Source organism: Levilactobacillus wangkuiensis, assembly GCF_016861605.1.
Classification (GTDB): domain Bacteria; phylum Bacillota; class Bacilli; order Lactobacillales; family Lactobacillaceae; genus Levilactobacillus; species Levilactobacillus wangkuiensis.
Window position 1 is genome coordinate 1 of record NZ_BOLM01000013.1, and the last position, 20,741, is coordinate 20,741.

General features: G+C 49.0%; 18 protein-coding genes. 11 read left to right on the forward strand and 7 right to left on the reverse strand.

From position 1 onward, the window contains the following. Positions 1–476, reverse strand: a 476-nt coding sequence (locus JUF13_RS09705; RefSeq protein ID WP_203639507.1) for a KxYKxGKxW signal peptide domain-containing protein, incomplete at its 3' end; no start/stop codon positions are given. A gap of 523 nt (positions 477–999) precedes the next feature. Between JUF13_RS09705 and xylA the strand changes: the two genes are divergently transcribed. Next, positions 1,000–2,349 carry a xylose isomerase gene (gene xylA / locus JUF13_RS09710; RefSeq protein ID WP_125765399.1) on the forward strand — a complete coding sequence of 450 codons (1,350 nt, stop codon included), beginning with the start codon at positions 1,000–1,002 and terminating at the stop codon, positions 2,347–2,349. Positions 2,350–2,822: 473 nt separating this feature from the next. After that, positions 2,823–4,331 (forward strand): xylulokinase, encoded by a 1,509-nt coding sequence (xylB, locus tag JUF13_RS09715; RefSeq protein ID WP_203639509.1) that lies wholly within the window; start codon positions 2,823–2,825, stop codon positions 4,329–4,331. Positions 4,332–4,463: 132 nt separating this feature from the next. Here the strand turns inward: xylB and JUF13_RS09720 are convergent, their stop codons facing one another. Next, positions 4,464–4,745: a hypothetical protein gene (locus JUF13_RS09720; RefSeq protein WP_203639510.1), complete on the reverse strand. Its 282-nt coding sequence runs from the start codon at positions 4,743–4,745 to the stop codon at positions 4,464–4,466. A gap of 404 nt (positions 4,746–5,149) precedes the next feature. Between JUF13_RS09720 and JUF13_RS09725 the strand changes: the two genes are divergently transcribed. Next, a complete protein-coding gene (locus JUF13_RS09725) occupies positions 5,150–6,523 on the forward strand; it encodes a sugar porter family MFS transporter (protein ID WP_203639512.1) in 1,374 nt (457 codons plus the stop codon). A 335-nt stretch (positions 6,524–6,858) separates the two neighbouring features. Continuing rightward, positions 6,859–8,232, forward strand: coding sequence for a sugar porter family MFS transporter (locus tag JUF13_RS09730; protein WP_203639514.1), 1,374 nt, complete (start codon positions 6,859–6,861; stop codon positions 8,230–8,232). Between the two features lie 292 nt (positions 8,233–8,524). Here JUF13_RS09730 and JUF13_RS09735 read toward each other — a convergent pair whose 3' ends face one another. Then, positions 8,525–9,745 carry an RNA-guided endonuclease InsQ/TnpB family protein gene (locus JUF13_RS09735; RefSeq protein WP_203639516.1) on the reverse strand — a complete coding sequence of 407 codons (1,221 nt, stop codon included), beginning with the start codon at positions 9,743–9,745 and terminating at the stop codon, positions 8,525–8,527. Between the two features lie 242 nt (positions 9,746–9,987). On the opposite strand from JUF13_RS09735, the gene JUF13_RS09740 reads away from it, so the two are divergent. Then, a complete protein-coding gene (locus JUF13_RS09740; RefSeq protein WP_125765394.1) occupies positions 9,988–10,767 on the forward strand; it encodes a (S)-acetoin forming diacetyl reductase in 780 nt (259 codons plus the stop codon). 821 nt (positions 10,768–11,588) lie between these two features. Beyond that, positions 11,589–11,963 (forward strand): iron chaperone, encoded by a 375-nt coding sequence (locus JUF13_RS09745; protein ID WP_308439872.1) that lies wholly within the window; start codon positions 11,589–11,591, stop codon positions 11,961–11,963. 53 nt (positions 11,964–12,016) lie between these two features. Here JUF13_RS09745 and JUF13_RS09750 read toward each other — a convergent pair whose 3' ends face one another. Both JUF13_RS09750 and JUF13_RS09755 read right to left on the reverse strand, forming a co-directional pair. Next, positions 12,017–12,532, reverse strand: a complete 516-nt coding sequence (locus JUF13_RS09750; protein WP_164511360.1) for a universal stress protein — start codon at positions 12,530–12,532, stop codon at positions 12,017–12,019. 20 nt (positions 12,533–12,552) lie between these two features. Beyond that, a complete protein-coding gene (locus JUF13_RS09755) occupies positions 12,553–13,062 on the reverse strand; it encodes a YbhB/YbcL family Raf kinase inhibitor-like protein (RefSeq protein ID WP_125765392.1) in 510 nt (169 codons plus the stop codon). A gap of 194 nt (positions 13,063–13,256) precedes the next feature. Here JUF13_RS09755 and JUF13_RS09760 point away from each other — a divergent pair, with 194 nt between their 5' ends. Further along, entirely contained in the window at positions 13,257–14,441 is a 1,185-nt protein-coding gene (locus JUF13_RS09760; RefSeq protein WP_203639518.1) for an ArgE/DapE family deacylase, read from the forward strand. Between the two features lie 296 nt (positions 14,442–14,737). Further along, a complete protein-coding gene (locus JUF13_RS09765) occupies positions 14,738–15,499 on the forward strand; it encodes a potassium channel family protein (protein WP_203639520.1) in 762 nt (253 codons plus the stop codon). A gap of 30 nt (positions 15,500–15,529) precedes the next feature. Here JUF13_RS09765 and JUF13_RS09770 read toward each other — a convergent pair whose 3' ends face one another. Then, positions 15,530–16,138, reverse strand: a complete 609-nt coding sequence (locus tag JUF13_RS09770; protein ID WP_125765389.1) for a hypothetical protein — start codon at positions 16,136–16,138, stop codon at positions 15,530–15,532. A 206-nt stretch (positions 16,139–16,344) separates the two neighbouring features. Here JUF13_RS09770 and JUF13_RS09775 point away from each other — a divergent pair, with 206 nt between their 5' ends. Further along, positions 16,345–17,208: an aldo/keto reductase gene (locus JUF13_RS09775; protein WP_125765388.1), complete on the forward strand. Its 864-nt coding sequence runs from the start codon at positions 16,345–16,347 to the stop codon at positions 17,206–17,208. 485 nt (positions 17,209–17,693) lie between these two features. On the opposite strand, the gene JUF13_RS09780 is transcribed toward JUF13_RS09775, so the two are convergent. Then, complete coding sequence (locus JUF13_RS09780) at positions 17,694–18,083, reverse strand: hypothetical protein (protein WP_203639522.1); 390 nt, start codon at positions 18,081–18,083, stop codon at positions 17,694–17,696. 170 nt (positions 18,084–18,253) lie between these two features. Between JUF13_RS09780 and JUF13_RS09785 the strand changes: the two genes are divergently transcribed. Together JUF13_RS09785 and nhaC are read left to right on the forward strand one after the other, a co-directional pair. Further along, complete coding sequence (locus JUF13_RS09785) at positions 18,254–18,790, forward strand: GNAT family N-acetyltransferase (protein WP_203639524.1); 537 nt, start codon at positions 18,254–18,256, stop codon at positions 18,788–18,790. A 460-nt stretch (positions 18,791–19,250) separates the two neighbouring features. Beyond that, positions 19,251–20,693, forward strand: a complete 1,443-nt coding sequence (nhaC, locus tag JUF13_RS09790; RefSeq protein ID WP_203639525.1) for a Na+/H+ antiporter NhaC — start codon at positions 19,251–19,253, stop codon at positions 20,691–20,693. Positions 20,694–20,741 lie beyond the last annotated feature (48 nt).

Below are 20,741 nucleotides of genomic sequence, written 5' to 3' on the forward strand. Positions count from 1 at the left end.
TAAGCAAGATCAAAAGCCGTCAGTTTTTGAAAAACATGAAAACTGACGACTTTTTTGGAAGGTATGAATAATTCAGGGTAGTTGTTCTTATGTAAGTTTGAAGGATTCGTTTCTTCATTATCTTGTAGGGTAACATTTTTATCAGGCGCATCACTAGGTGCAGGGTCGTTATCTGGTTGACTGTCCTTAGGCTCAGTCGGGATGTTATCTTCAGAGGATTGAACTGGGGCAGAATCAGAATCGGCCTTGGGCAGAGTAGTGGGGTTGTCTTGGCTTGATGGTTGTTCAACTGTTTTTTCGGGACTAACTTGTTCCGTCTGTGGTGCGGCAGAATCTGAATCTGCGGGTGTATCAGCGAAGGCTGTTTCACCACCAAAACTCAATAGTAGGCCAGCCGAAATGAGGCCGGCGAAGACCCACGACTTGCCACTCTTGTACATTTTATAATGAATTGAATGATTATTAGTATCTAGCATGACAATTCCTCCCCTAATGTCTGTGCAATCACTGCTAAGGTCAATGATGGTGGGGGATGACTGCCTATATTTATCAGTTGCTAACCCACACCATTCATCACCAGTATAGTGGGTAGTTTAAATAAAATCTACCATATACTAATAAAAGTTAAACATAGTTATTATATGAAAATACCGTCAACGTCTTTAGCAATTATAAGCTGTCATAGTCGTATTTATCCCCCATGGAAGGACATGCCCTTTTACGGATTTGTGCCTATATTTTAGTTGGATTAACTAACCACACGCTTTTCCTTAGTTGGCTAAATCAACAAACGAAAGTAAACTAACCTGCGAGAGTCAGTCAGATTCGACGATTCACCAAGCAACTTTCGAAAATCACGCCATGAATCACCCCAATACGCTCACCAAAAAGTTTTTCAACTTTCTTCAAGAAAACGCTTGCAATAACGAAAAAAGATTGTATACTAGGATTTGTAAGTTGGTTGTCGCAACGAACTAACTAGGAGGGTATTATAAAATTATGACTGAAGAATACTGGAAAGGCGTCGACAAGATTCAATACGTCGGCCATCAAGATAAAAAATCAGGTTTAGGTTTCCAATACTACAATCCAGAAGAAGTTATTGCTGGTAAAAAGATGAAAGACTGGTTACGGTTTGCCGTAGCTTACTGGCACACCTTTGATCAACGCTTAGTCGACCCATTCGGTGACGGGACTGCGCAACGTCCTTACGACAAGTACACCGACCCAATGGACTTAGCTTTGGCTAAAGTTGACGCTGCATTTGAATTCTACAACAAATTAGGCGTTGACTACCTTTGCTTCCATGACCGGGACTTAGCTCCTGAAGGCGACACGTTACGTCAAACTAACGCTAACCTGGACAAGGTTGTTGACAAGATTGTTGAATACCAAAAGACTTCTGGCATGAAGGTTCTCTGGAACACCTCAAACATGTTCTCCAACCCTCGTTTCGTCGAAGGTGCTGGGACTTCTCCATACGCTGATATCTTTGCTTACAGTGCTGCCCAATTGAAGCACAGCTTGGAAATTGGTAAGCGTGTCGGTTCTGAAAACTATGTCTTCTGGGGCGGCCGTGAAGGTTACGAATCACTCTGGAACACCAACATGAAGCAAGAACAAGAACATGCTGCTAAGTTATTCCACATGGCTAAGGACTACGCTAACGAAATTGGCTTCGACGCACAAATGCTGCTCGAACCAAAGCCTAAGGAACCAACGACGCACCAATACGACTTTGATGCCGCTACCACGATTGCCTTCATGAAGGAATACGACTTGGAGAAAGACTTCAAGCTGAACCTTGAAGGTAACCATGCTAACTTGGCTGGTCACACTTACCAACACGAAATTCGCGTTGCTCGTGAAGCCGGCATGCTCGGTTCATTGGATGCCAACCAAGGCGACAAGCTGATCGGCTGGGATATCGATGAATACCCATCTAACTTGTACGAAACCACTGCCGCAATGTACGAAGTTGTTGAAAACGGCAGCATCGGACCTCGTGGTGGGTTGAACTTCGATGCTAAGCCTCGTCGTTCATCATTTGCCCCAGAAGACCTCTTCTTAGGCCACATTGTTGGGATGGACAGTTTCGCTGCCGGCCTGCGTGTTGCTGCTGCTATGAAGGAAGACGGCTTCTTGGACAACTTGAAGGCTGACCGTTACAGCTCATACGAATCTGGTGTCGGTGCTGACATCGAAAGCGGCAAGGCTGACTTCAAGTCCCTTGAAAAGTACGCTATCGACAAGCCACAATCAGAATTGATTGCTGCTACGCACTCAGATCACCTTGAAGAAGTTAAGGACACGATCAACCATTACATCGTTGAAACCCTTAGCAAGTAATCTTCAGTTGAATACGAAATAACTGACATTAAATTGGCGGACGAACGGTGTGTTCGTCCGCCAATTTTCGTGACTGGATTGTGCGAAGTGGGCAAGTGTTATTGAGAAGTACAATCCGGTAAAATAAGGCTAGCTGATTGGGCGGTTTAAACCAATCTAACAACCAGTTAGTCAATCAATAAGTGAAATGCGATTAGTTTTGTTGGGCTAAACACCCGTTAGCCGCAGGGGTAGTGAAAATGAGCCTAGCCGTGGGAATTCTCTTAGCAGCGGACCTTGCTGGTTAGAGAATTGATAGTTTTGAGACTCGCTTTTGGAGGCTCAAAATAAGTCTGGAGACCGTTCTATGGCTCCAGACGTTCGCCCACAGCGTCCCGGTCTCATTTTCACTACCCCGGAGGCGCTGCCAACGAGGTGTTTCACACAATTCAAAACCTAAACCAAATGAAAAAGCCATCTAGGAGGTATAACCCATGGGGAAGTACGTACTCGGCGTGGACCTCGGCACCAGTGCCGTCAAGGTTTCCGCCCTCGACCATAGCGGGCAGATTGTTGCCCAAGAAAGTTTTGATTACGATTTGATCCAGAAGCAACCCGGCTACAACGAACAGAATCCGGAAGACTGGGTTTCTGGGACGACCGTGGCCATCGTGCGCTTGATTTTAAACGACCACCTGGCCGCTGAAGACATCGAAGGCCTGAGCTACTCTGGTCAAATGCACGGGCTAGTTTTGTTGGACGAAAACAAAAAGGTCCTGCGTCCGGCCATTCTCTGGAACGATACCCGGAGTACGCCACAACGTGAAGAGATCGAAGCCAAATTGGGCGACGAGTTTGTGGACATCACCCGGAACCAACCGCTGGAAGGCTTTACGCTGACCAAGCTGTTGTGGGTCAAGGAAAATGAACCCGACATCTGGGCCAAGGCCAAGTACTTTGTGCTGCCGAAAGACTACGTGCGTTACCGGATGACCGGCAACCTTGCCATGGATTACTCCGACGCCACCGGGACTGTTTTACTCGACGTTGCCAAAGGTGAGTGGAGCGAAAAAATCTGTGACACCTTCGACATTCCGATGAGCATGTGCCCACCATTGATCAAGTCGGTGGACTTTGCGGGGACGGTCACGGCCGCTTACGCCGAATTCTCTGGATTGACGACTGCCACCAAGGTCTTTGGTGGGGCCGCTGACAACGCTGCTGGGGCCGTGGGCGCGGGGATTTTACACCCGAACATGGTGCTCTCCAGCATTGGGACCTCCGGCGTTGTGCTGAAATACGAAGACAATGCCGACGTGAACTACCATGGCGTCCTGCAGTTTGAGGACCACGCCATTCCTGACAAATACTATTCCATGGGTGTGACCTTGGCTGCCGGCTACTCGTTGAGCTGGTTTAAGAAGACCTTTGCGCCGGCCGAAGACTTTACAGAATTCGTGTCGAGTGCTGCCAAGTCTACGGTTGGGGCCAATGGCCTGCTGTACACGCCGTACATCGTGGGTGAACGGGCGCCATACGCGGACGCTGATATCCGGGGAAGCTTCACCGGTGTCGATGGGACGCATCAACGCTACGACTTTGTCCGCGCCGTGCTGGAAGGCATCAGCTACTCTTTTAGAGATCTCTTTGATATCTATGAGGAAAATGGCGGTGACTTCGATACGGTCGTGTCCATTGGTGGTGGGGCCAAGAGTCCCCTCTGGCTGCAGATTCAGGCCGACATCTTTAACCGTAAAGTGGTCAGCCTGACTAACGAACAGGGACCAGGGATGGGGGCGGCGATGATTGCGGCCACCGGTCTGGGCTGGTTTGACTCGCTCCAAGACTGTGCCGAAACCTTCGTGCACTTCGGCAAGGCTTACGAACCAAACCCTGAGAACGTCAAGAAGTATGCCAAAATGCATGCGATTTACAAGCAAGTTTATCAACAAACCAAGAGCATCAGTGCGCAGTTACTGGCGTACCGGAAGGCTGAACTGTAGCCTGCTGGTCAGTGGCGACTGGCAACACGCTGTTTAATAGAGACAATACCCGAACTGACAATGACGTTGGTTGGGGTATTTGTCGTGGGATGAAAAAGGACCCGGAATAGGATTCCGAGCCCTTTGTGTTAACTAAATTAAGTGTAGCGACTGGCTAACGATGGTGGCGGCGAAGGCAAGCAAGGTTAAGCCCAGTGCGAGCCAACGTAACGCCCAAGCCACGGTATGCATGCGATTCACGCCCCGGTTGTCAGAAACAAATCCGTGAAAGGCAAAGTAGGTGATTGCTAGAATGATTAGGTAATTGACGATTGGCTTGTAAAAACCGCCCATATTATAGATGAGTGGCAATTGTGCAATGGCTAAAAGGCACCATAGATCGAAAAGGACCAGTAAAGGTGTTGTGGTTTTCATGTAGATTTCCTCCTAAAAATTTCCCCATACCTTTAGTGTAGCAGACCGCCCGCGAAAGATGAAGGTTGGTGGGAAATAGGCAGACTGACTTAACGTGGTTAGACCAATTTCACGGAAAATTTTCAGCCGAGAATTTTGGGTAACTCGTAAACCGCTAAAGCAAGGATTAAACCTAACCTTAGCGAGTGGTCGATGGCTTTCAGAAACTCGTCAAATAAGCTAAGATTCATATTTTTTAAAAGAAAACGCTTTCAAAAATAACTGAAAGATGGTATTCTACTTGCTGAGGTTGGTTTACCCGACCAACCAACAGCAAAACCAACTTACATGTTCAGCTATACTTCCACATACGTTGTCACTTTTTAAAGAATTTATGGCGCAAAGCCACATAAGGAGCGAAATCTATGCGAAAAGTTTCGACCGGATTTGTTTATTTTTTTGGCGCGTTGGGCGGCTTACTCTTTGGTTACGATACCGGGGTAATCTCTGGCGCAATCCTATTCATCCAAAAGCAGATGCACCTGGGTTCCTGGCAACAGGGCTGGGTCGTGAGTGCCGTGCTCTTGGGCGCGATCCTGGGGGCCGCCATCATTGGGCCATCCTCTGACCGCTACGGGCGGCGCAAACTGTTACTGTTATCAGCTATTATCTTCTTCGTCGGGGCGATTGGCTCCGGGTTAGCGCCAGAATTCTGGACGCTGATCATTTCCCGAATCATTCTCGGGATGGCCGTGGGGGCCGCTTCGGCGCTGATTCCCACGTATTTGGCCGAATTATCTCCCGCTGACAAACGGGGAACGGTCTCCAGTCTGTTCCAGCTGATGGTCATGACTGGGATTCTGCTGGCCTACATTACCAATTATGCCTGGGCAGGTGTGCCAACCGGCTGGCGGTGGATGTTGGGCTTTGCGGCGATTCCCGCTGCCTTACTATTCTTGGGGGGATTGATTCTGCCCGAGAGTCCTCGGTTCCTGGCAAAAACGGGGCATATGGATCAAGCCCGGGCCGTCTTGGATACCATGAACAAACACGATACGGCCGCAGTTGACGCGGAATTGAACCAGATTCAAGAACAGGCTCAGATGAAAAATGGCGGCTGGTCCGAACTGTTTGGGAAAATGGTCCGGCCATCGCTGATCATTGGATTGGGCCTGGCCATCTTCCAACAGGTCATGGGCTGTAACACGGTGTTGTACTACGCCCCAACCATTTTTACCGACGTTGGTTTCGGCGTGAACGCGGCTTTGCTGGCTCACATCGGGATTGGGGTCTTCAACGTGATTGTCACGGCGATTGCGGTGGCTATCATGGATAAGATCGACCGGAAAAAGATGTTAAACATCGGTGCCGTTGGGATGGGAATTTCCCTGTTCGTCATGAGTATCGGGATGAAATTCTCCGGTGGCTCACAAGCCGCAGCCATTATTTCTGTGATTGCGCTGACCATCTACATTGCCTTCTTCTCAGCAACCTGGGGTCCCGTGATGTGGGTCATGATTGGGGAAGTCTTCCCACTCAACATTCGGGGACTCGGAAACTCCTTTGCCAGTGTGATCAATTGGACGGCTAACATGGTCGTTTCCCTGACGTTCCCAGCCCTTCTGAACTTCTTTGGGACCGGGAGCCTGTTCATCGGTTACGGTGTGTTGTGTTTCGCTTCCATCTGGTTCGTCCAGAAGAAAGTCTTTGAAACGCGGAACCGTTCGCTGGAAGACATTGAAGCAACACTGCGGGCCAAGGCTGGCGAGACGGCTAATGACTTGAGTACCGCTAAATAATCTAAACACCCACGTGACTGTAGGCGTTTGAACACTAAAGATGGTTGTTCGCAATTTGCAGGCAGCCATTTTTAATTATTACAAAATAAACCGTTAAACAGAAAACGCTTTCAAAAATAGATGAAATGTGATAACATAATTGTCATGGTTGGTTGCGACAATCAACCAACTGGAATACCAACTTACACTTATTCACATAGATAGGCGTTTGCCACGCTACCAATCCAGAAATCAGACCGCGAGACGGCCGGTTGCCCGATTCCTAACTGACAGAACACCACAAGATTCTCGAAATTATTACGTCAACGGCTAAGGGCCGCATAAGGAGCGAGATTATGCGAAAAGTTTCAACCGGATTTGTCTATTTCTTCGGTGCGCTCGGTGGATTACTCTTTGGGTATGATACCGGTGTCATCTCCGGAGCCATCTTATTCATTCAAAAACAAATGCATTTAGGTTCCTGGCAACAGGGCTGGGTCGTTAGTGCCGTCCTGTTAGGGGCCATCTTAGGGGCCGCCATCATCGGGCCATCGTCTGACCGTTACGGCCGGCGGAAATTATTACTGTTATCTGCTATTATCTTCTTCATCGGGGCGTTAGGCTCTGCCTTTTCACCCGAATTCTGGACGCTGATTGTGTCACGGATTATCTTAGGGATGGCCGTCGGGGCTGCCTCAGCCTTGATTCCCACGTACCTGGCAGAACTCTCACCAGCTGACAAACGGGGGACCGTCTCCAGTCTGTTCCAACTGATGGTTATGAGCGGGATTCTCTTGGCCTACATCACCAACTACAGCTTTTCTGGCATGTACAGTGGCTGGCGCTGGATGCTCGGGTTCGCTGCGGTTCCAGCAGCCTTGCTCTTCTTGGGTGGGTTGATTTTACCCGAAAGTCCGCGGTTCTTGGTCAAATCAGGCCACATGGATCAGGCACGTGAAGTTCTCGAAACTATGAACAAGCATGACGAAGTTGCCGTTAAAAAGGAAGTTGACGCCATTGAAGCTTCAGCCCAAATTGTGAGCGGCGGCTGGTCCGAATTATTTGGAAAGATGGTTCGTCCTTCATTGATCATCGGGTTGGGCCTGGCTATTTTCCAACAGGTCATGGGCTGTAACACGGTGCTCTACTATGCACCAACCATTTTCACCGACGTTGGTTTCGGGGTGGACGCTGCCTTACTGGCCCACATTGGAATTGGGGTCTTCAACGTGATTGTGACCGCGATTGCTGTGACCATCATGGATAAGATCGACCGGAAAAAGATGTTGAACATCGGTGCCGTTGGGATGGGAATTTCCCTGTTCGTTATGAGTTTTGGGATGAAGTTCTCCGGTGGCTCGCAAACGGCGGCTATCATTTCCGTGATTGCCTTGACCATCTACATTGCCTTCTTCTCCGCAACTTGGGGTCCCGTGATGTGGGTCATGATTGGGGAAGTCTTCCCATTGAATATCCGGGGCTTAGGGAACTCCTTTGCTTCCGTGATTAACTGGACGGCGAACATGATCGTTTCCTTAACCTTCCCATCTTTGCTGGACTTCTTTGGGACCGGGAGCCTGTTCATCGGTTACGGTGTGCTGTGCTTCGTCTCCATCTGGTTCGTCCAAAAGAAGGTTTTCGAAACCCGGAACCGCTCTTTAGAAGACATCGAAGCCACGTTGCGGGAAAAGGCTGGCGAAGAAGCCACGACTTTGAGTGCAACGAAGTAAGTTAAATAGATAACTAACTGAGGGCCTGACACTGTTGTCGGGCTCTTTTTGACGGATCGGTTTCTTTGCGCAGAGGTTCCAACCGGAAAATTCTAGGTGGAGTCTTTCAGAAAGCTATCGGCACAGAGACGGCCTTTTTAAGTGAGCAAACTGTCAATTGCCCCTGAATAAATTCAGAGGCTTGTCGCTCACGTGTCTGGCGACACAGTAGTCCAACATGCCTGGCAGGCACTCCTACTCGTAGTGGCAACATCATCGGGTAATTGACGGCTACCCGTTTAACTATCAGGATCTACCCAACAGTCGTTAGTTTCTTAATCTTTGGGTGCTTGACACCATTCAACCACTCTTGACCAAGCATTTCGATGTTCATGGCTCCTAATCGGTCATTATTACACCGATACTGGCATTGTTTACACCAATACTCATGTGTATCGTGATGGCGGCTGGCTTTCTCAACTAGTCCACACTTGGGACAGCGTTGTGAGGTGAATGCTGGATTCACCTTCACGACGTTGCTTTGAATGGCCTGAGCTTTATACGTTAAGAACGATTCTAGCTGGAAGAAAGACCAAGAACGATGGCTGTTACGCAAAGACCTAGGTAAATCATCAGTGTTGAATGTTACGTTGGTCAAGTCTTCCAAGACAAAAAGTGTATGCGAACCATATAGGGCAACGAGTGTCTTGGCTATCCGGTGATTCAAATCGGACATCCAGCGGTTCTCTCGTTGAGCTAGTTGCTTAAGTTTTTTCTTGGCAGACTTGGTACCTTTACTCTGCAGTTGTCGCCGAATTTCTAGGAACCTCTTTCGCTTGCGTAAAACTTTCTGTCCGTCAAAGAACAACGTCTTGCCCAAGTGATCATAGATTGTTGCCAGGAAACGTAAACCGCGGTCAATGCCGACAATCTTCGGACAGCCCTGTTTATCAAAGTCGTCAACTTCCTTGGTGATACCAATATGGAGAAACCATTTGCCACGATTGTGGACTAACTTTGCGGTACCAAATTTCCAATTTCCGTGAAAATAGTCTTCGAAGCCTTTGTCGGTAAAGCACAGCTTCGTCCGCTTACCCAGGGTGGTGATTGATATTTGTTTCATCTCATCCACAAAGGAATAATTTCTTTGACGAACTAAATCTGCCTGTGGTCGACGAAAATAGATGGGTTTCACCAGCCAGTTCAAGTCTCTGGGAACTTGAATCCACTTGTTGTCTTCGTTCTTATAACGGCGAGAATGTTGCTTCATCTGTTCCTGAACAGTTTTGTAACGTGCTGCGACCGTCCGAAAGACAGACTGAATCATTTGACTGTTCAATGGCGATTCTTGTCTGAGGACTTGGTACAGCTGGTGATTGATTTTTAACCAACTTAACGGAAACTCGTGGTCAAAGATCCATTGACTGACAATATTAGCTAATCGCTGGTACTCTCGGCTCATTGCCAAAAATTCCGTCGACTGTTTACTGTCTGGATAGAGTCGCAATTTAATCGTTCGACCTAATTTAACCAATGGCTACCTCCCCTGAAGATTGGTCTAAGTATACCATGCTTAGTCTTCCAATAGGAGAACATATGTTTTAGAAAATGTTAAGTTCTGGCATTCATCTCGCGATTGAAATCGCAGGTTTCCTGCTTATTCTTTAATGAACATTTTTTCACGATTTGTAGTGTAATCGCTTTCCTTTTCATAACTTTTCCGTTATGATAAGAGCGTACCTGGAAATTTACTTATTCTGAAGGAGTGAATGGCACATGGCATCAAATGGAAAAGTAGCAATGGTTACTGGCGGCGGACAAGGAATTGGTGAAGCTATTTCTAAGCGCTTAGCTAGCGACGGTTTCGCAGTTGCAATTGCTGATTTGAACTTAGATAATGCCAACAAGGTTGCTTCTGCTATCGAAGCTGATGGTGGAAAAGCCGTTGCAGTCAAGACGGATGTCTCCGACCGCGACAGTGTCTTTGCGGCAGTTAAGGAAGCCTCAGAAAAGCTTGGCGGCTTTGACGTTATCGTCAACAACGCCGGCCTTGGCCCAACTACCCCAATCGACACGATCACCCAAGAACAATTCGACACAGTTTACCACGTTAACGTTGGTGGTGTTCTGTGGGGGATTCAAGCTGCTCACGCTAAATTCAAGGAACTCGGCCATGGCGGGAAGATTATCTCAGCTACTTCTCAAGCCGGTGTTGTCGGGAACCCTAACTTGGCCCTCTACAGTGGGACTAAGTTTGCCATCCGGGGGGTTACACAAGTTGCTGCCCGTGACTTAGCTGCCGAAGGAATTACGGTTAACGCATACGCACCAGGGATCGTTAAGACGCCAATGATGTTTGACATTGCCCACAAGGTTGGTCAAAACGCTGGTAAAGACGACGAATGGGGTATGCAAACCTTTGCTAAGGACATTACCTTAGGCCGTCTGTCAGAACCAGAAGACGTTGCTAATGGTGTTGCCTTCTTAGCAGGTCCAGATTCAAATTACATCACCGGTCAAACTCTCGAAGTTGACGGCGGGATGCAATTCCACTAAACATTTAATGATTCACAAAGATTGATTGGTAAGGTCACCACGCAGAGATGTGTGGTGATTTTTTGTATAAGAGTGCGGAACGAGCCGTTTAGGTCCTGAGCATTAACGTCGGCTAAGTGATGACCCTGGGCTTGGGTCATTGCTTAGCCGGGGTTAAGCGCAGGGACCTGGCTCGTGGAGCACGTTTCGGAAGCTGCCAGGTCCTGGATATAGGGGCGAGAGAAAGATTAACGGTCTAAGCAAATAGAAGATTATAGGGTTTGACGTTAAGCGGAACTGTCTGCCCGGTAGTGGCACGTTTCGGAAGCTGCCAGAATCAAGGATATAAGGGCGAGAGAAAGATTACCGGTCTAAGCAGGTAGAGAATTATGGGTTAAGCAAAACTGTCTGCAGTATCACGCCCCAACAGCGATAAGAAAACTGACCCAAATAATATGTAAGCGTAAACGCATTACCCCAATATCTATCCCCACAAACCGTAAACAAAAACATCCAGCAACGGAGGGTAAGGACGTTGCCAGGTGTTTTTGGCACTACTTTGATTGGAGTTCTTGGACGGCGGCAGTTAGACTGGGACTGCCAAAGCCGACCAGGAGAAGGGACAGCAAAACTAATTCGATGAGATTGGGTGTGTTGGTTTGAGACATTGATGAGGCCTCCTTAGGTATAATCGAAGTTCATTGTAGCAAGCTTATATAATGATTGCGTGTGGTTTATGTATTGAAGATGTAAAGGCCAAAATTGACGATTAATGCGGCAATAATCCCCCGGAAAACCATGGTACAATAGGGACGATTAATTAACCGTTTAGGGGTGAAAGCATGATTGCAGAATTTGAAGAATATCTCGCTAAGATTGATGATCCAGCGCACCAAGACCGCTTAAGGACCGTGTTGAATTGGGTCCAGGACACCTTCCCACAACTAGAGCAGCGGTTTGCTTGGAACCAACCGATGTTTACCGACCACGGGACCTTCATCATTGGGTTTAGCGTGGCCAAGGCGCACATGGCTTTTGCCCCGGAAGGACCCGTGATGGTCCAATTTGCCGATCAGATTGCCGCTGCGAAATATAATCCGGGCAAGAAGTTTGGTCGCATCAAATGGACGCAGGACGTGGACTACGACTTATTGAAGCAAATTATTGCTTTTAACATTGCCGATAAGGCCGACGTCACGACGTTCTGGCGCAAATAAATCAAAAAATTCCTCGCCGGCTGAAATACAGCTAGCGGGGAATTTTAGCGTTTTTAAGAAAATTTTGGTTGGTTCTTGTTCTTTGTCGCAACTGTTGAAGCGTCAATGGCCAAACCATTTTCATCGGTCCGGACCACGAAGACGTCGACCGCCGTCATTCGGCTAACGTAAGCCGTGACGGAGCCTTCAACCATCCGGGCAACGGCGCTCATCCCGGTGGCCCCAATGACGATCAAATCGTTCTTATGGTCGGTGACGAACTCGTGGGAAATGACCGTCTTGGGATTGCCGAAACGCACGTGAATGGCCATATCCTTGAAGCCGGTGGCCGCACGGGTCGTTTGGACCAGGGAGTCCAGGTAGGACGTGGCGTCTGCGACCAAGTCGTGAATCACGCCACCGGGCATGGAGCCACTCGCATAGAAACCGTAATGGTTGATGCGCAAGACGTTTAAGAGGTCAATGTGGGCATTGTCTTGTTGGGCAACGATGACCGCTTTCTTTAAGGCCAGTTCCGCTTGGACTGAACCGTCTACGGGAACCAGGATGTTGGTATAGTGCTGTTCCATAATTAGCCTTCTTTTTAAGTTTAAACGCGTCCGCGTAACGTAATCGTTGCGGTGTCGAGGACGTGGCCGTTGATTTGATGGAGCAGGTCGTTCAACCAGAAGCCCTCGTCCAGGTCTAGCTTGGTGTTCAGGGCGTAGACGGTCAGGCTGTAATCGTGGTCGCCGTTAGGTGGGAAGGGACCCGTGTAGTTTTGGAAAATGGCTGGGTCCGTGTTATTAATGAGGGAACCGGCATTGCTGTTGCGGCCGTGAACGTGGGGAATCGCGTTCGTCCGGGACACATCCGCGGTAATTTCACGCGTGGTGCCAGGGAAGTTCGCGGCCACCCAGTGAATCCACGGAAAGCCACTGACGGGAACGGCATCGAAGTCGATGAGGTTCAGCGCAATGGTCTGTGTTTTCTTGGGAATCTTGGATAGGCTGATAGGGAACGACTTGACGGGCGTCCCATCGTAAACGTCGTCGCCAGTGGCGTGCTTACTGTATTCGTCGGCTAAGAAGCCGTTTTCGGTTGGCACAAAAATTCTCATAAAACCCCTCCTATGATCAATCCTTAACATTATTATACCGCAGGAGGTAGTCGTTCCGCGAATATTCATTAATAATGTATAAAAATGCGTATAAAATAGATATAAGTAATAAAATTACAGAAATTGGTTGATTTTTTGGTTAACGGGCGTATGATGAATAACAATAAGTTTGGTACCGAGAAAGGATGACGCCCATGACGCCCGCAAAGAAAATTGAAATTTTACAAAAATTAATTCAAATTAAATCCGTTAACGACCACGAAACCGATGTGGCCGACTACATTGCTAGCCTATTCGCCTCGTATCCACAGGCCAAGGTCGAGAAGGTGCCGTTTGCAGAGAACCGCGACAATCTGGTCGTGACAATCGGCAACCCGGACGGGCCGATGATTGGCCTGTCTGGGCACATGGACGTCGTGTCCGCGGGGGATGAAGCGGCTTGGCAACACGCACCGTTTGCCGGTGAAGTTGTGGGCGACCAGCTCTTTGGTCGGGGCGCTTCCGACATGAAGAGTGGTCTGGCGGCAATCGTCATTACCATGCTGGAATTTTTGGAAACGGGCACGCCGCTAGCCGGGAGTATTCGCTTGCTGGCGACGGTCGGTGAGGAAACCGGTGAATACGGCGCCGCTACTTTGACTGATGCGGGCTACGCAGACAACTTAGCCGGGCTGGTCATCGCAGAGCCCAGTGGCCTCGACAACGTCGTTTACACCGCGCGGGGCGTGATTGATTACAAGGTCGTTTCTACCGGGAAGGGCAGTCATAGCGCGCACCCAGAGAAGGGCATCAACGCCATTGATAATTTGATGAAATTTTATAACGCCGTGGGTCCCCTGATGGCACAACACACCAAGACCGACCCTGTGCTGGGCGGCCTGTTACACAACGTTGATCTGATTTCTGGTGGGGAGCAAATCAATTCGATTCCCGCCCATGCCGAGTTGATGGCCAACATGCGGACGATTCCGGCTTACCCCAACCAGGTCATCTACGACGAGCTAGAGGCCTTGATCGCCCAACTGAACCAGGAGGATGGCGTGCAGCTTGAACTGAGCTACAGCTACCCTGAGGAGGCCATTCCGGGTGATCCCGATGCGCCACTGGTGCAATTGGCTAAGCAAATCAGTGATACGGTCTGTGATCACGATACGCAGGTGGTCGGGTCAGGCGGCGCCAATGATGGGGCGGAATTCTTGCGAGCTAAGGGCGATTTCACCAGCATTGAAATGGGTCCTGGCAGTAATACCTCACATCAAGTTGACGAGTACATCTCCGTCACGGAATATCTGCAGGCCATTGAGGTCTACAAGCAGTTAGTGCCGGCCTTCTTTGACCAGGTTGCTGTGAAAAATGCGCACGCAACCGCTAATGATTAACTAAATTGAACCGGGTCCAACCAGTTGACTAGGAACTGGTTGGGCCCGGTTTTTGCTTGGGTGGAGAATGATTTGGGGGATGGGTACGATGACTGTAGAAATGACTTTGCCGTTTGGGTATACTGGGGAGAACTTTGGCTAGAGACACCTTTTTAGACGAAACATTAAGTTTGCAATTATTTTCTTACTAAATCACTAAAATTAACGATTATGGCTGGAAAAAATGTGGAATCTGACTATATTAGAAGGTAACTTATGTCGGACAACAAATAAGTCATGGGGGAAGGGGAAACACTATGGCCAAGCAATCACGTGGCCTGATTGCCTATCACGTGGGGGTTACTGCCTTGACGTTGGGCTCGGTACTGAATGTCGGGTTACTCTTTTTAAAGCAGGGAAACTACGCAGTCGAAATGGCGATTGCCAACGGGTTGTTGGCGATTTTTGCCATGGATTATTTGGTGCGCCTGATGATCACCAAGAATCGTAAAATTTTTCTGATTCAGTCGGCGTTTGACCTGCTGGGTATCATCCCGTTACACCCGGTCTTCGCCTTCTTTCGGCTGGCCCGCTTAGTCCGGCTGATTCGGTTCCATCATCTGTTCTGGCGGTTAGGCATCTCTGGTAAGTGGACCAAAGCCTATCACCGGTTCATTTATCAAACGGGGTTTATCTATTTATTCTCAATTAGTGTGGCGATCATTGTATTGAGTGCTTTTCTCTTTTCGCTGACGGAGAAGCAGAGCCTGGCCGATTCGCTGTGGTGGGCCATCACGACGGCGACCACCGTGGGGTATGGGGATGAGACGCCCCACACGGCCTTTGGTAAAATCATTGCCAGCTTCCTGATGGTTGGCGGTATTGGTTTTATTGGGTTGCTGACCAGTACGATTACGGACTTTATCGCTGACCGGGCCTCTCAATCGGCTACGGCGCAAGAGGTCCAGCAGCAGACGGATATCACCGCGCTCTTAACGAAAATTGATACGCTAACCGGCAAGGTCGACCAGTTACAGAATCAGCTCGACCGACTGGAAAAATCGACGCCAAAAAAATAGCCCGAACCCGGTTAGGCTCGCGCTAAAAAGTTAACGGACAAACTGTAAATTGTAATTACCTTGACCATCGGACGTGATGGTATAGGTGGTGTAGCCTGCCTGCAACCATTGGTCCTTAGACGCTTGGGCCCAGTTTTGAGCGTCAGCGACAGAGGAGAAGGTATGGGTGCTAGCAAACGTGGCATCGGCATGGCTGCTAGCCGAAGAAGAACTCGTTGAATTGGCCGAACTCTTTTTGGTTTGGGCCTGATTCAATAATTTCTGCTCGCGGTCTTGCACGGCGCTGTTAGACTCTTCATTGATGGTGCTTTGTAATTTTTGTTTTTGCGTCACGGTTAACCCGTTGTCATTGTAGCTGCTGTACGTTGATTTAAAGCTCTCGAAGGCGGCCTGTTCCGACGCGGATGATGACTTGGCCACGACGGAGGCACTGGTGCTCGATGATGCACTGGTGTTGGAGCCAGCGTTATTGTGATGATTGATGGCTAAGACCAACAAGATGGCAATCGCCAACGTAATCAGTGTCATGATCCAAGGCCACCAACGTCGCGGCTTCCGTTGCCGCTGGCGGGTAGGTTGGTCCGGCCCCTGATTAAAGTTATACCGTTGTACGCGTGATTTTGGTTCTTGGTTGTTCAACTGAAAAACCTCCATGTCCAGAACGGTGTGAAAAAACGAGTTTGCCGCCGAGACGACAAACTACCACACCCTCCATAATACCTCAAAACGCCAAGAGAAGAAAATTTTACTCCTGATTTCGGCCATTTTTCAATCATTCTAATCCCGATATTTCCGAACGTATTGTATGATAGGAGTGGAACTAACTTTGAAAGGTGGTTTTATTTTTGCATAATGATATTCCCGAATTACCATTAAATAATGGCAACCGGATTCCACAGCTCGGTCTGGGTGTCTTCCAAGTCGATAACGCTGAGGATACGAAGAATTCAATCAAGTGGGCCTTGGCCGCTGGCTACCGCCACATTGATACGGCCGCATACTACGGCAACGAGCAGTGGGTGGGCGAAGCCATCCGCGAGAGTGATGTCAAACGCGAAGACGTTTTCGTGACATCTAAGCTTTGGAACAGTGTCCGGGGCTACGATGAAACCAAGGCAGCCTTCCAAGAAACGCTGGATAAGTTAGGCTTTGACTACTTAGATATGTACCTGATTCACTGGCCAGCACCTGGCTATCTGGATAGCTGGCGGGCCATGGAAGACCTGTACAAGGCCGGCAAGATCAAGAACATTGGGGTGTCTAACTTCAATCAAAAGCAGATGGAAGATATCCTGGCAAACGGCACGGTTAAGCCCGTCGTTGACCAGATTGAAACTCATCCCTACTTACAACAGGACGAAATGCACGCCTACCTGGAAAGCAAGGGAATCCTGCATGAGGCCTGGAGTCCATTAGGTGGCGGTTCAAACAACGCCTTAACGGACCCGGTCATCAATGAATTGGCCGCTGCCCATGACGTGAGCGCCGCCCAAATCATCTTACGTTGGCACGTGCAACGCGAAGAAATCGTGATTCCAAAGTCCATCCACGAAGAACGCGTCCAACAAAACCGCGACATCTTCGCCTTTGGCTTGGATGAAGACGAAATGAAGGCCATCGCAGACCTCGACGCTGGCAAGCGCGTGGGTCCTAATCCCGATGACGAAGAATGGTTGAAGAAGTCCCAGACCTATTCGGGACGGAAGTAAAAGAGAAGAGTGCGGAAAGAGCCGCTTAGACTCTGAGCATTAACGGAAATAGGGCTTCTGGTCGACAACGTCGGCCAGAAGTCCTATTTTGGTTAAGCGCAGGAGTCTGGCTCTTTCCGCACGTTTCAGAGGCCGCCAGTTTCCGGATAGACTGGCGAGAGCAAAGTTAGCGGTCTACGACAGTATCATCAGCTAAAATTTTACTAACTCAAAAATATTCGGACAGCAAGTAAAAGCCCCATAAACACCTACGCAACATAGCGTGAGTATTTATGGGGCTAAAATGATATCTGAAAAGTTCGACGGAGATAATCCGATACAGAACAAGGGCCTAAACGTACAATGTAAAAAGTCCACCAATGTAAGTGACCAGAGACGGGCCAAGTTGACCAGCTGCGAGGCGGAAGACCGTTTCTCAGGCTGGAGCCGTTCCCCACAGCAGGGCAGCTTGAGCCCGCCGCCGGGAACGTAAATTTACCAATAAACTACTTATACAGCGAAATCCCCTGTTCCTTAGCCAAAGGAATCAGCTTATCGGATAAGACGTTTACCACATTAATCGGTACCTTCGCAAAGGGACTAAAGAAGTCCGGATGGTCGGGGTCGGGAACGTCCTGGGTCTCCTTGCGATTGGGCACTAACGCCTCTAAATCAGCCTTATGGAGACCCAGTTCCTTAGCATAGTAGACGATTTCACGGTAGGTAACGTTTTTAAAATAAAAGTAGTAACAGAGCGCGGCAACGACAAAGTACCAGAAGATGGTCCACTCTAGACCAATTTTACTGGGGTCTAAAAAGCCAATCATGATGGCCGCAACCACGAAGACGACGTAAATCAGGGCTGAAATAGCGGCCCAACGCTGTTTGTGCGTCAAATTTAAGTACCTCGATTTCCTTAATTGTGTTGGTACCAGTGTACGGGGTTTGGGGTGGTAAATTCAAGCGATTTCGCTAAAATCTAACTGGAAAGGTCGATTTTCCGCGTCAATCGTGTATAATAACACGGTAATGTTGCCAATCGCTTAGGAAATGAGAGGTAGACGAAGTGAGTTTAAGTTTTGAAACAATCCAACCAACAGATTTCAAACAGGTAGACCAATTGGTTTCAGCAGCGTTCACCCCCGTCGAAGAGAGTGACGGTCGCGAGGTCGACTTGATTCACCAGCTCCGGTCAACGTATGAGTACCAGGGCAGCCTGGAAGTCGTTGCGAAGCCCGCAGTTGATCAGGTCGTGGGCCACGGCTTACTGAGCCCGGTCACGATTCGAGGCAACCAACACAAGACGACGGTGGTTGCCTTGGCGCCACTGGCCGTTCATCCCGACTGGCAAGGCAAAGGTGTCGGGAGCCAACTACTAAGTGAGTTAGAGACACGGGCCCGGCAAGCTGGCTTTCCCGCTATCAGCGTGGTCGGCGACATGAACTACTATGGCAGTCGCGGCTACGTGATGGCCGAAGACTTTGCCATCCACAACACGTTACCCGTGCCGATGGGCAGCCACTTGATCAAGCCATTAACGGCAGGGGCCTTGGCCCACGTTGGTGGGATGCTAGAATATCCCGGCGTGTTTTACAATGATTAACGTTTGCTGAGAACGGCTGAACTTGATGGCGGAAAAATTAATTAAACTTTTTTGAAATCACCGTTAAAGTCAATGGCCGCACCGGATTCAACGACCAACCATTAAGATTAAAATTAAATTAGAGGTTGACGGGTATCTGTCGTCGTGATAGTATCAAAGTCAATCAAATACAGAACGCTAATTTCCATTACCAAGTAGCGTGTCATCTGAGTGTCAGAAAGTCGGTGGTTGCTGCGAACCGATCAGGGTGATTACGATGAAATACAGTGGAATGTCCTGGTACGCCAGGCGGAGAATGACTAGAACCGTTACCTTCTAGAGAGTGGAGTTACTGGGTCTAGAACCAGTGGCTCAAGTTGGGTGGTACCACGGTTTAGTCTTAATCGTCCCTGTTGCATAGTTGCAGCGGGGACGATTTTTTTATTACATAAAACTTGGCAAATAAGAGGGAGCGATTTTTATGAAAGAACAATCCAACAAGAGTCACAAGCCGGTTAGTTTCGGCGAAGCCATTATTATTTTATTAGCAATGTTAGCCATCATGGGTCTCGGTGTTATCAAATTTGGGCTTTCCCCAACTACGCCAGTCCTGCTGGTTATCGCGTTAGTGATTCTGTGGGCGAAGGTCCGCGGCGCCGACTGGGATACCATCCACGGCGGGATTACTGAAGGAATCAAGACCGGGATCATTCCCATCTTTATCTTCCTGTTGATTGGGGCCTTGATCAGTGTCTGGATCGCCGCTGGGATCATTCCATCTATGATGGTCTTCGGGTTCCATTTGATCTCTGCGCAATGGTTCGTGCCATCCGTCTTCCTGGTCTGTGCCATCGTTGGGACGTCCATCGGGAGTGCCTTCACCATCATCTCCACGATTGGGATTGCCCTGTTCGGGATGGGGACCACGATGGGCTTCAACCCCGCATTAGTCGCTGGGGCCATCATCTCCGGAGCTATCTTCGGTGACAAGACTTCACCTCTATCTGACTCCACGAACCTGGCATCAGCCATCGCTGAATCCGAATTATTTGCCCACATCAAGAACTTAATGTGGTCCACGATTCCCGCATTCTTTGTTTCCCTGATCCTCTACTTCATTCTGGGGACCGGGGCATCCGACAGTAACGCCATGGGTAAGATCAATACGACTGTGGCCACGTTAAACGCCAACTTCTCCATTACTTGGTGGGCGGCCTTACCAATCATCGTCATGTTCGTCTGTGCTTGGCGGAAAATCCCAGCCATTGAAACCTTGTTGTTAAACGTTGGTTTAGGGATCGTGATGTTATTCATCGAAAAGCCTTCAACGTCAATTAGTAGTGTCGCTACCATGATTGAATCTGGATTCGTTTCTAAGACCGGTAACGCCAGTGTTGATGCGTTACTGAGCCGTGGTGGGATTAGCGCCATGATGGCGACTGTCTCCTTGATTATCTTGACGCTGACCTTAGGTGGCCTCCTGATGCAGTTTAACATCATCCAAACGGCCATGGTGCCATTGGCTAAGCGTTTAAAGAGTTCTGGTTCCTTAGTCACCGCTGCCATCCTGTCCGGGATCGGTGTGAACATCTTCGTTGGGGAACAATACCTCTCCGTGATCTTACCAGGGAAGGCTTTCAAGCAAACCTTTAATGATCGTGGATTAGACAACTTGGCCTTGAGCCGGGTCTTGGAAGATGGCGGGACCGTCATCAACTACTTGATTCCTTGGGGGGTTGCGGCCGTCTTCGCTGCCAATACGTTGGGCGTCTCCACGTTGGCTTACCTACCATTCTGTTTCTTCAGTCTCTTCTCACCCGTCTTCTCCATCCTCAGTGGGTTCACTGGCGTTGGCCTGAAGCGGTTGCCATCATCTGATGATCAAAGCGCCACGGCTGCCTCAATGGCCGCTGACGGACGTTAATCGCTAGTTAGAATAGAAGCATCGCGGGTGGTTGCACGACCAGCAGTC

Excerpts from the sequence above, each read along its gene's own strand:
- xylB (WP_203639509.1), top strand. The coding sequence starts at position 2,823 with ATGGGGAAGTACGTACTCGGCGTGGACCTCGGCACCAGTGCCGTCAAG.
- JUF13_RS09765 (WP_203639520.1), top strand. The coding sequence starts at position 14,738 with ATGGCCAAGCAATCACGTGGCCTGATTGCCTATCACGTGGGGGTTACT.
- nhaC (WP_203639525.1), top strand. The coding sequence starts at position 19,251 with ATGAAAGAACAATCCAACAAGAGTCACAAGCCGGTTAGTTTCGGCGAA.
- JUF13_RS09730 (WP_203639514.1), top strand. The coding sequence starts at position 6,859 with ATGCGAAAAGTTTCAACCGGATTTGTCTATTTCTTCGGTGCGCTCGGT.
- xylA (WP_125765399.1), top strand. The coding sequence starts at position 1,000 with ATGACTGAAGAATACTGGAAAGGCGTCGACAAGATTCAATACGTCGGC.
- JUF13_RS09750 (WP_164511360.1), bottom strand. The coding sequence starts at position 12,532 with ATGGAACAGCACTATACCAACATCCTGGTTCCCGTAGACGGTTCAGTC.
- JUF13_RS09755 (WP_125765392.1), bottom strand. The coding sequence starts at position 13,062 with ATGAGAATTTTTGTGCCAACCGAAAACGGCTTCTTAGCCGACGAATAC.
- JUF13_RS09740 (WP_125765394.1), top strand. The coding sequence starts at position 9,988 with ATGGCATCAAATGGAAAAGTAGCAATGGTTACTGGCGGCGGACAAGGA.
- JUF13_RS09720 (WP_203639510.1), bottom strand. The coding sequence starts at position 4,745 with ATGAAAACCACAACACCTTTACTGGTCCTTTTCGATCTATGGTGCCTT.
- JUF13_RS09745 (WP_308439872.1), top strand. The coding sequence starts at position 11,589 with ATGATTGCAGAATTTGAAGAATATCTCGCTAAGATTGATGATCCAGCG.
- JUF13_RS09725 (WP_203639512.1), top strand. The coding sequence starts at position 5,150 with ATGCGAAAAGTTTCGACCGGATTTGTTTATTTTTTTGGCGCGTTGGGC.
- JUF13_RS09760 (WP_203639518.1), top strand. The coding sequence starts at position 13,257 with ATGACGCCCGCAAAGAAAATTGAAATTTTACAAAAATTAATTCAAATT.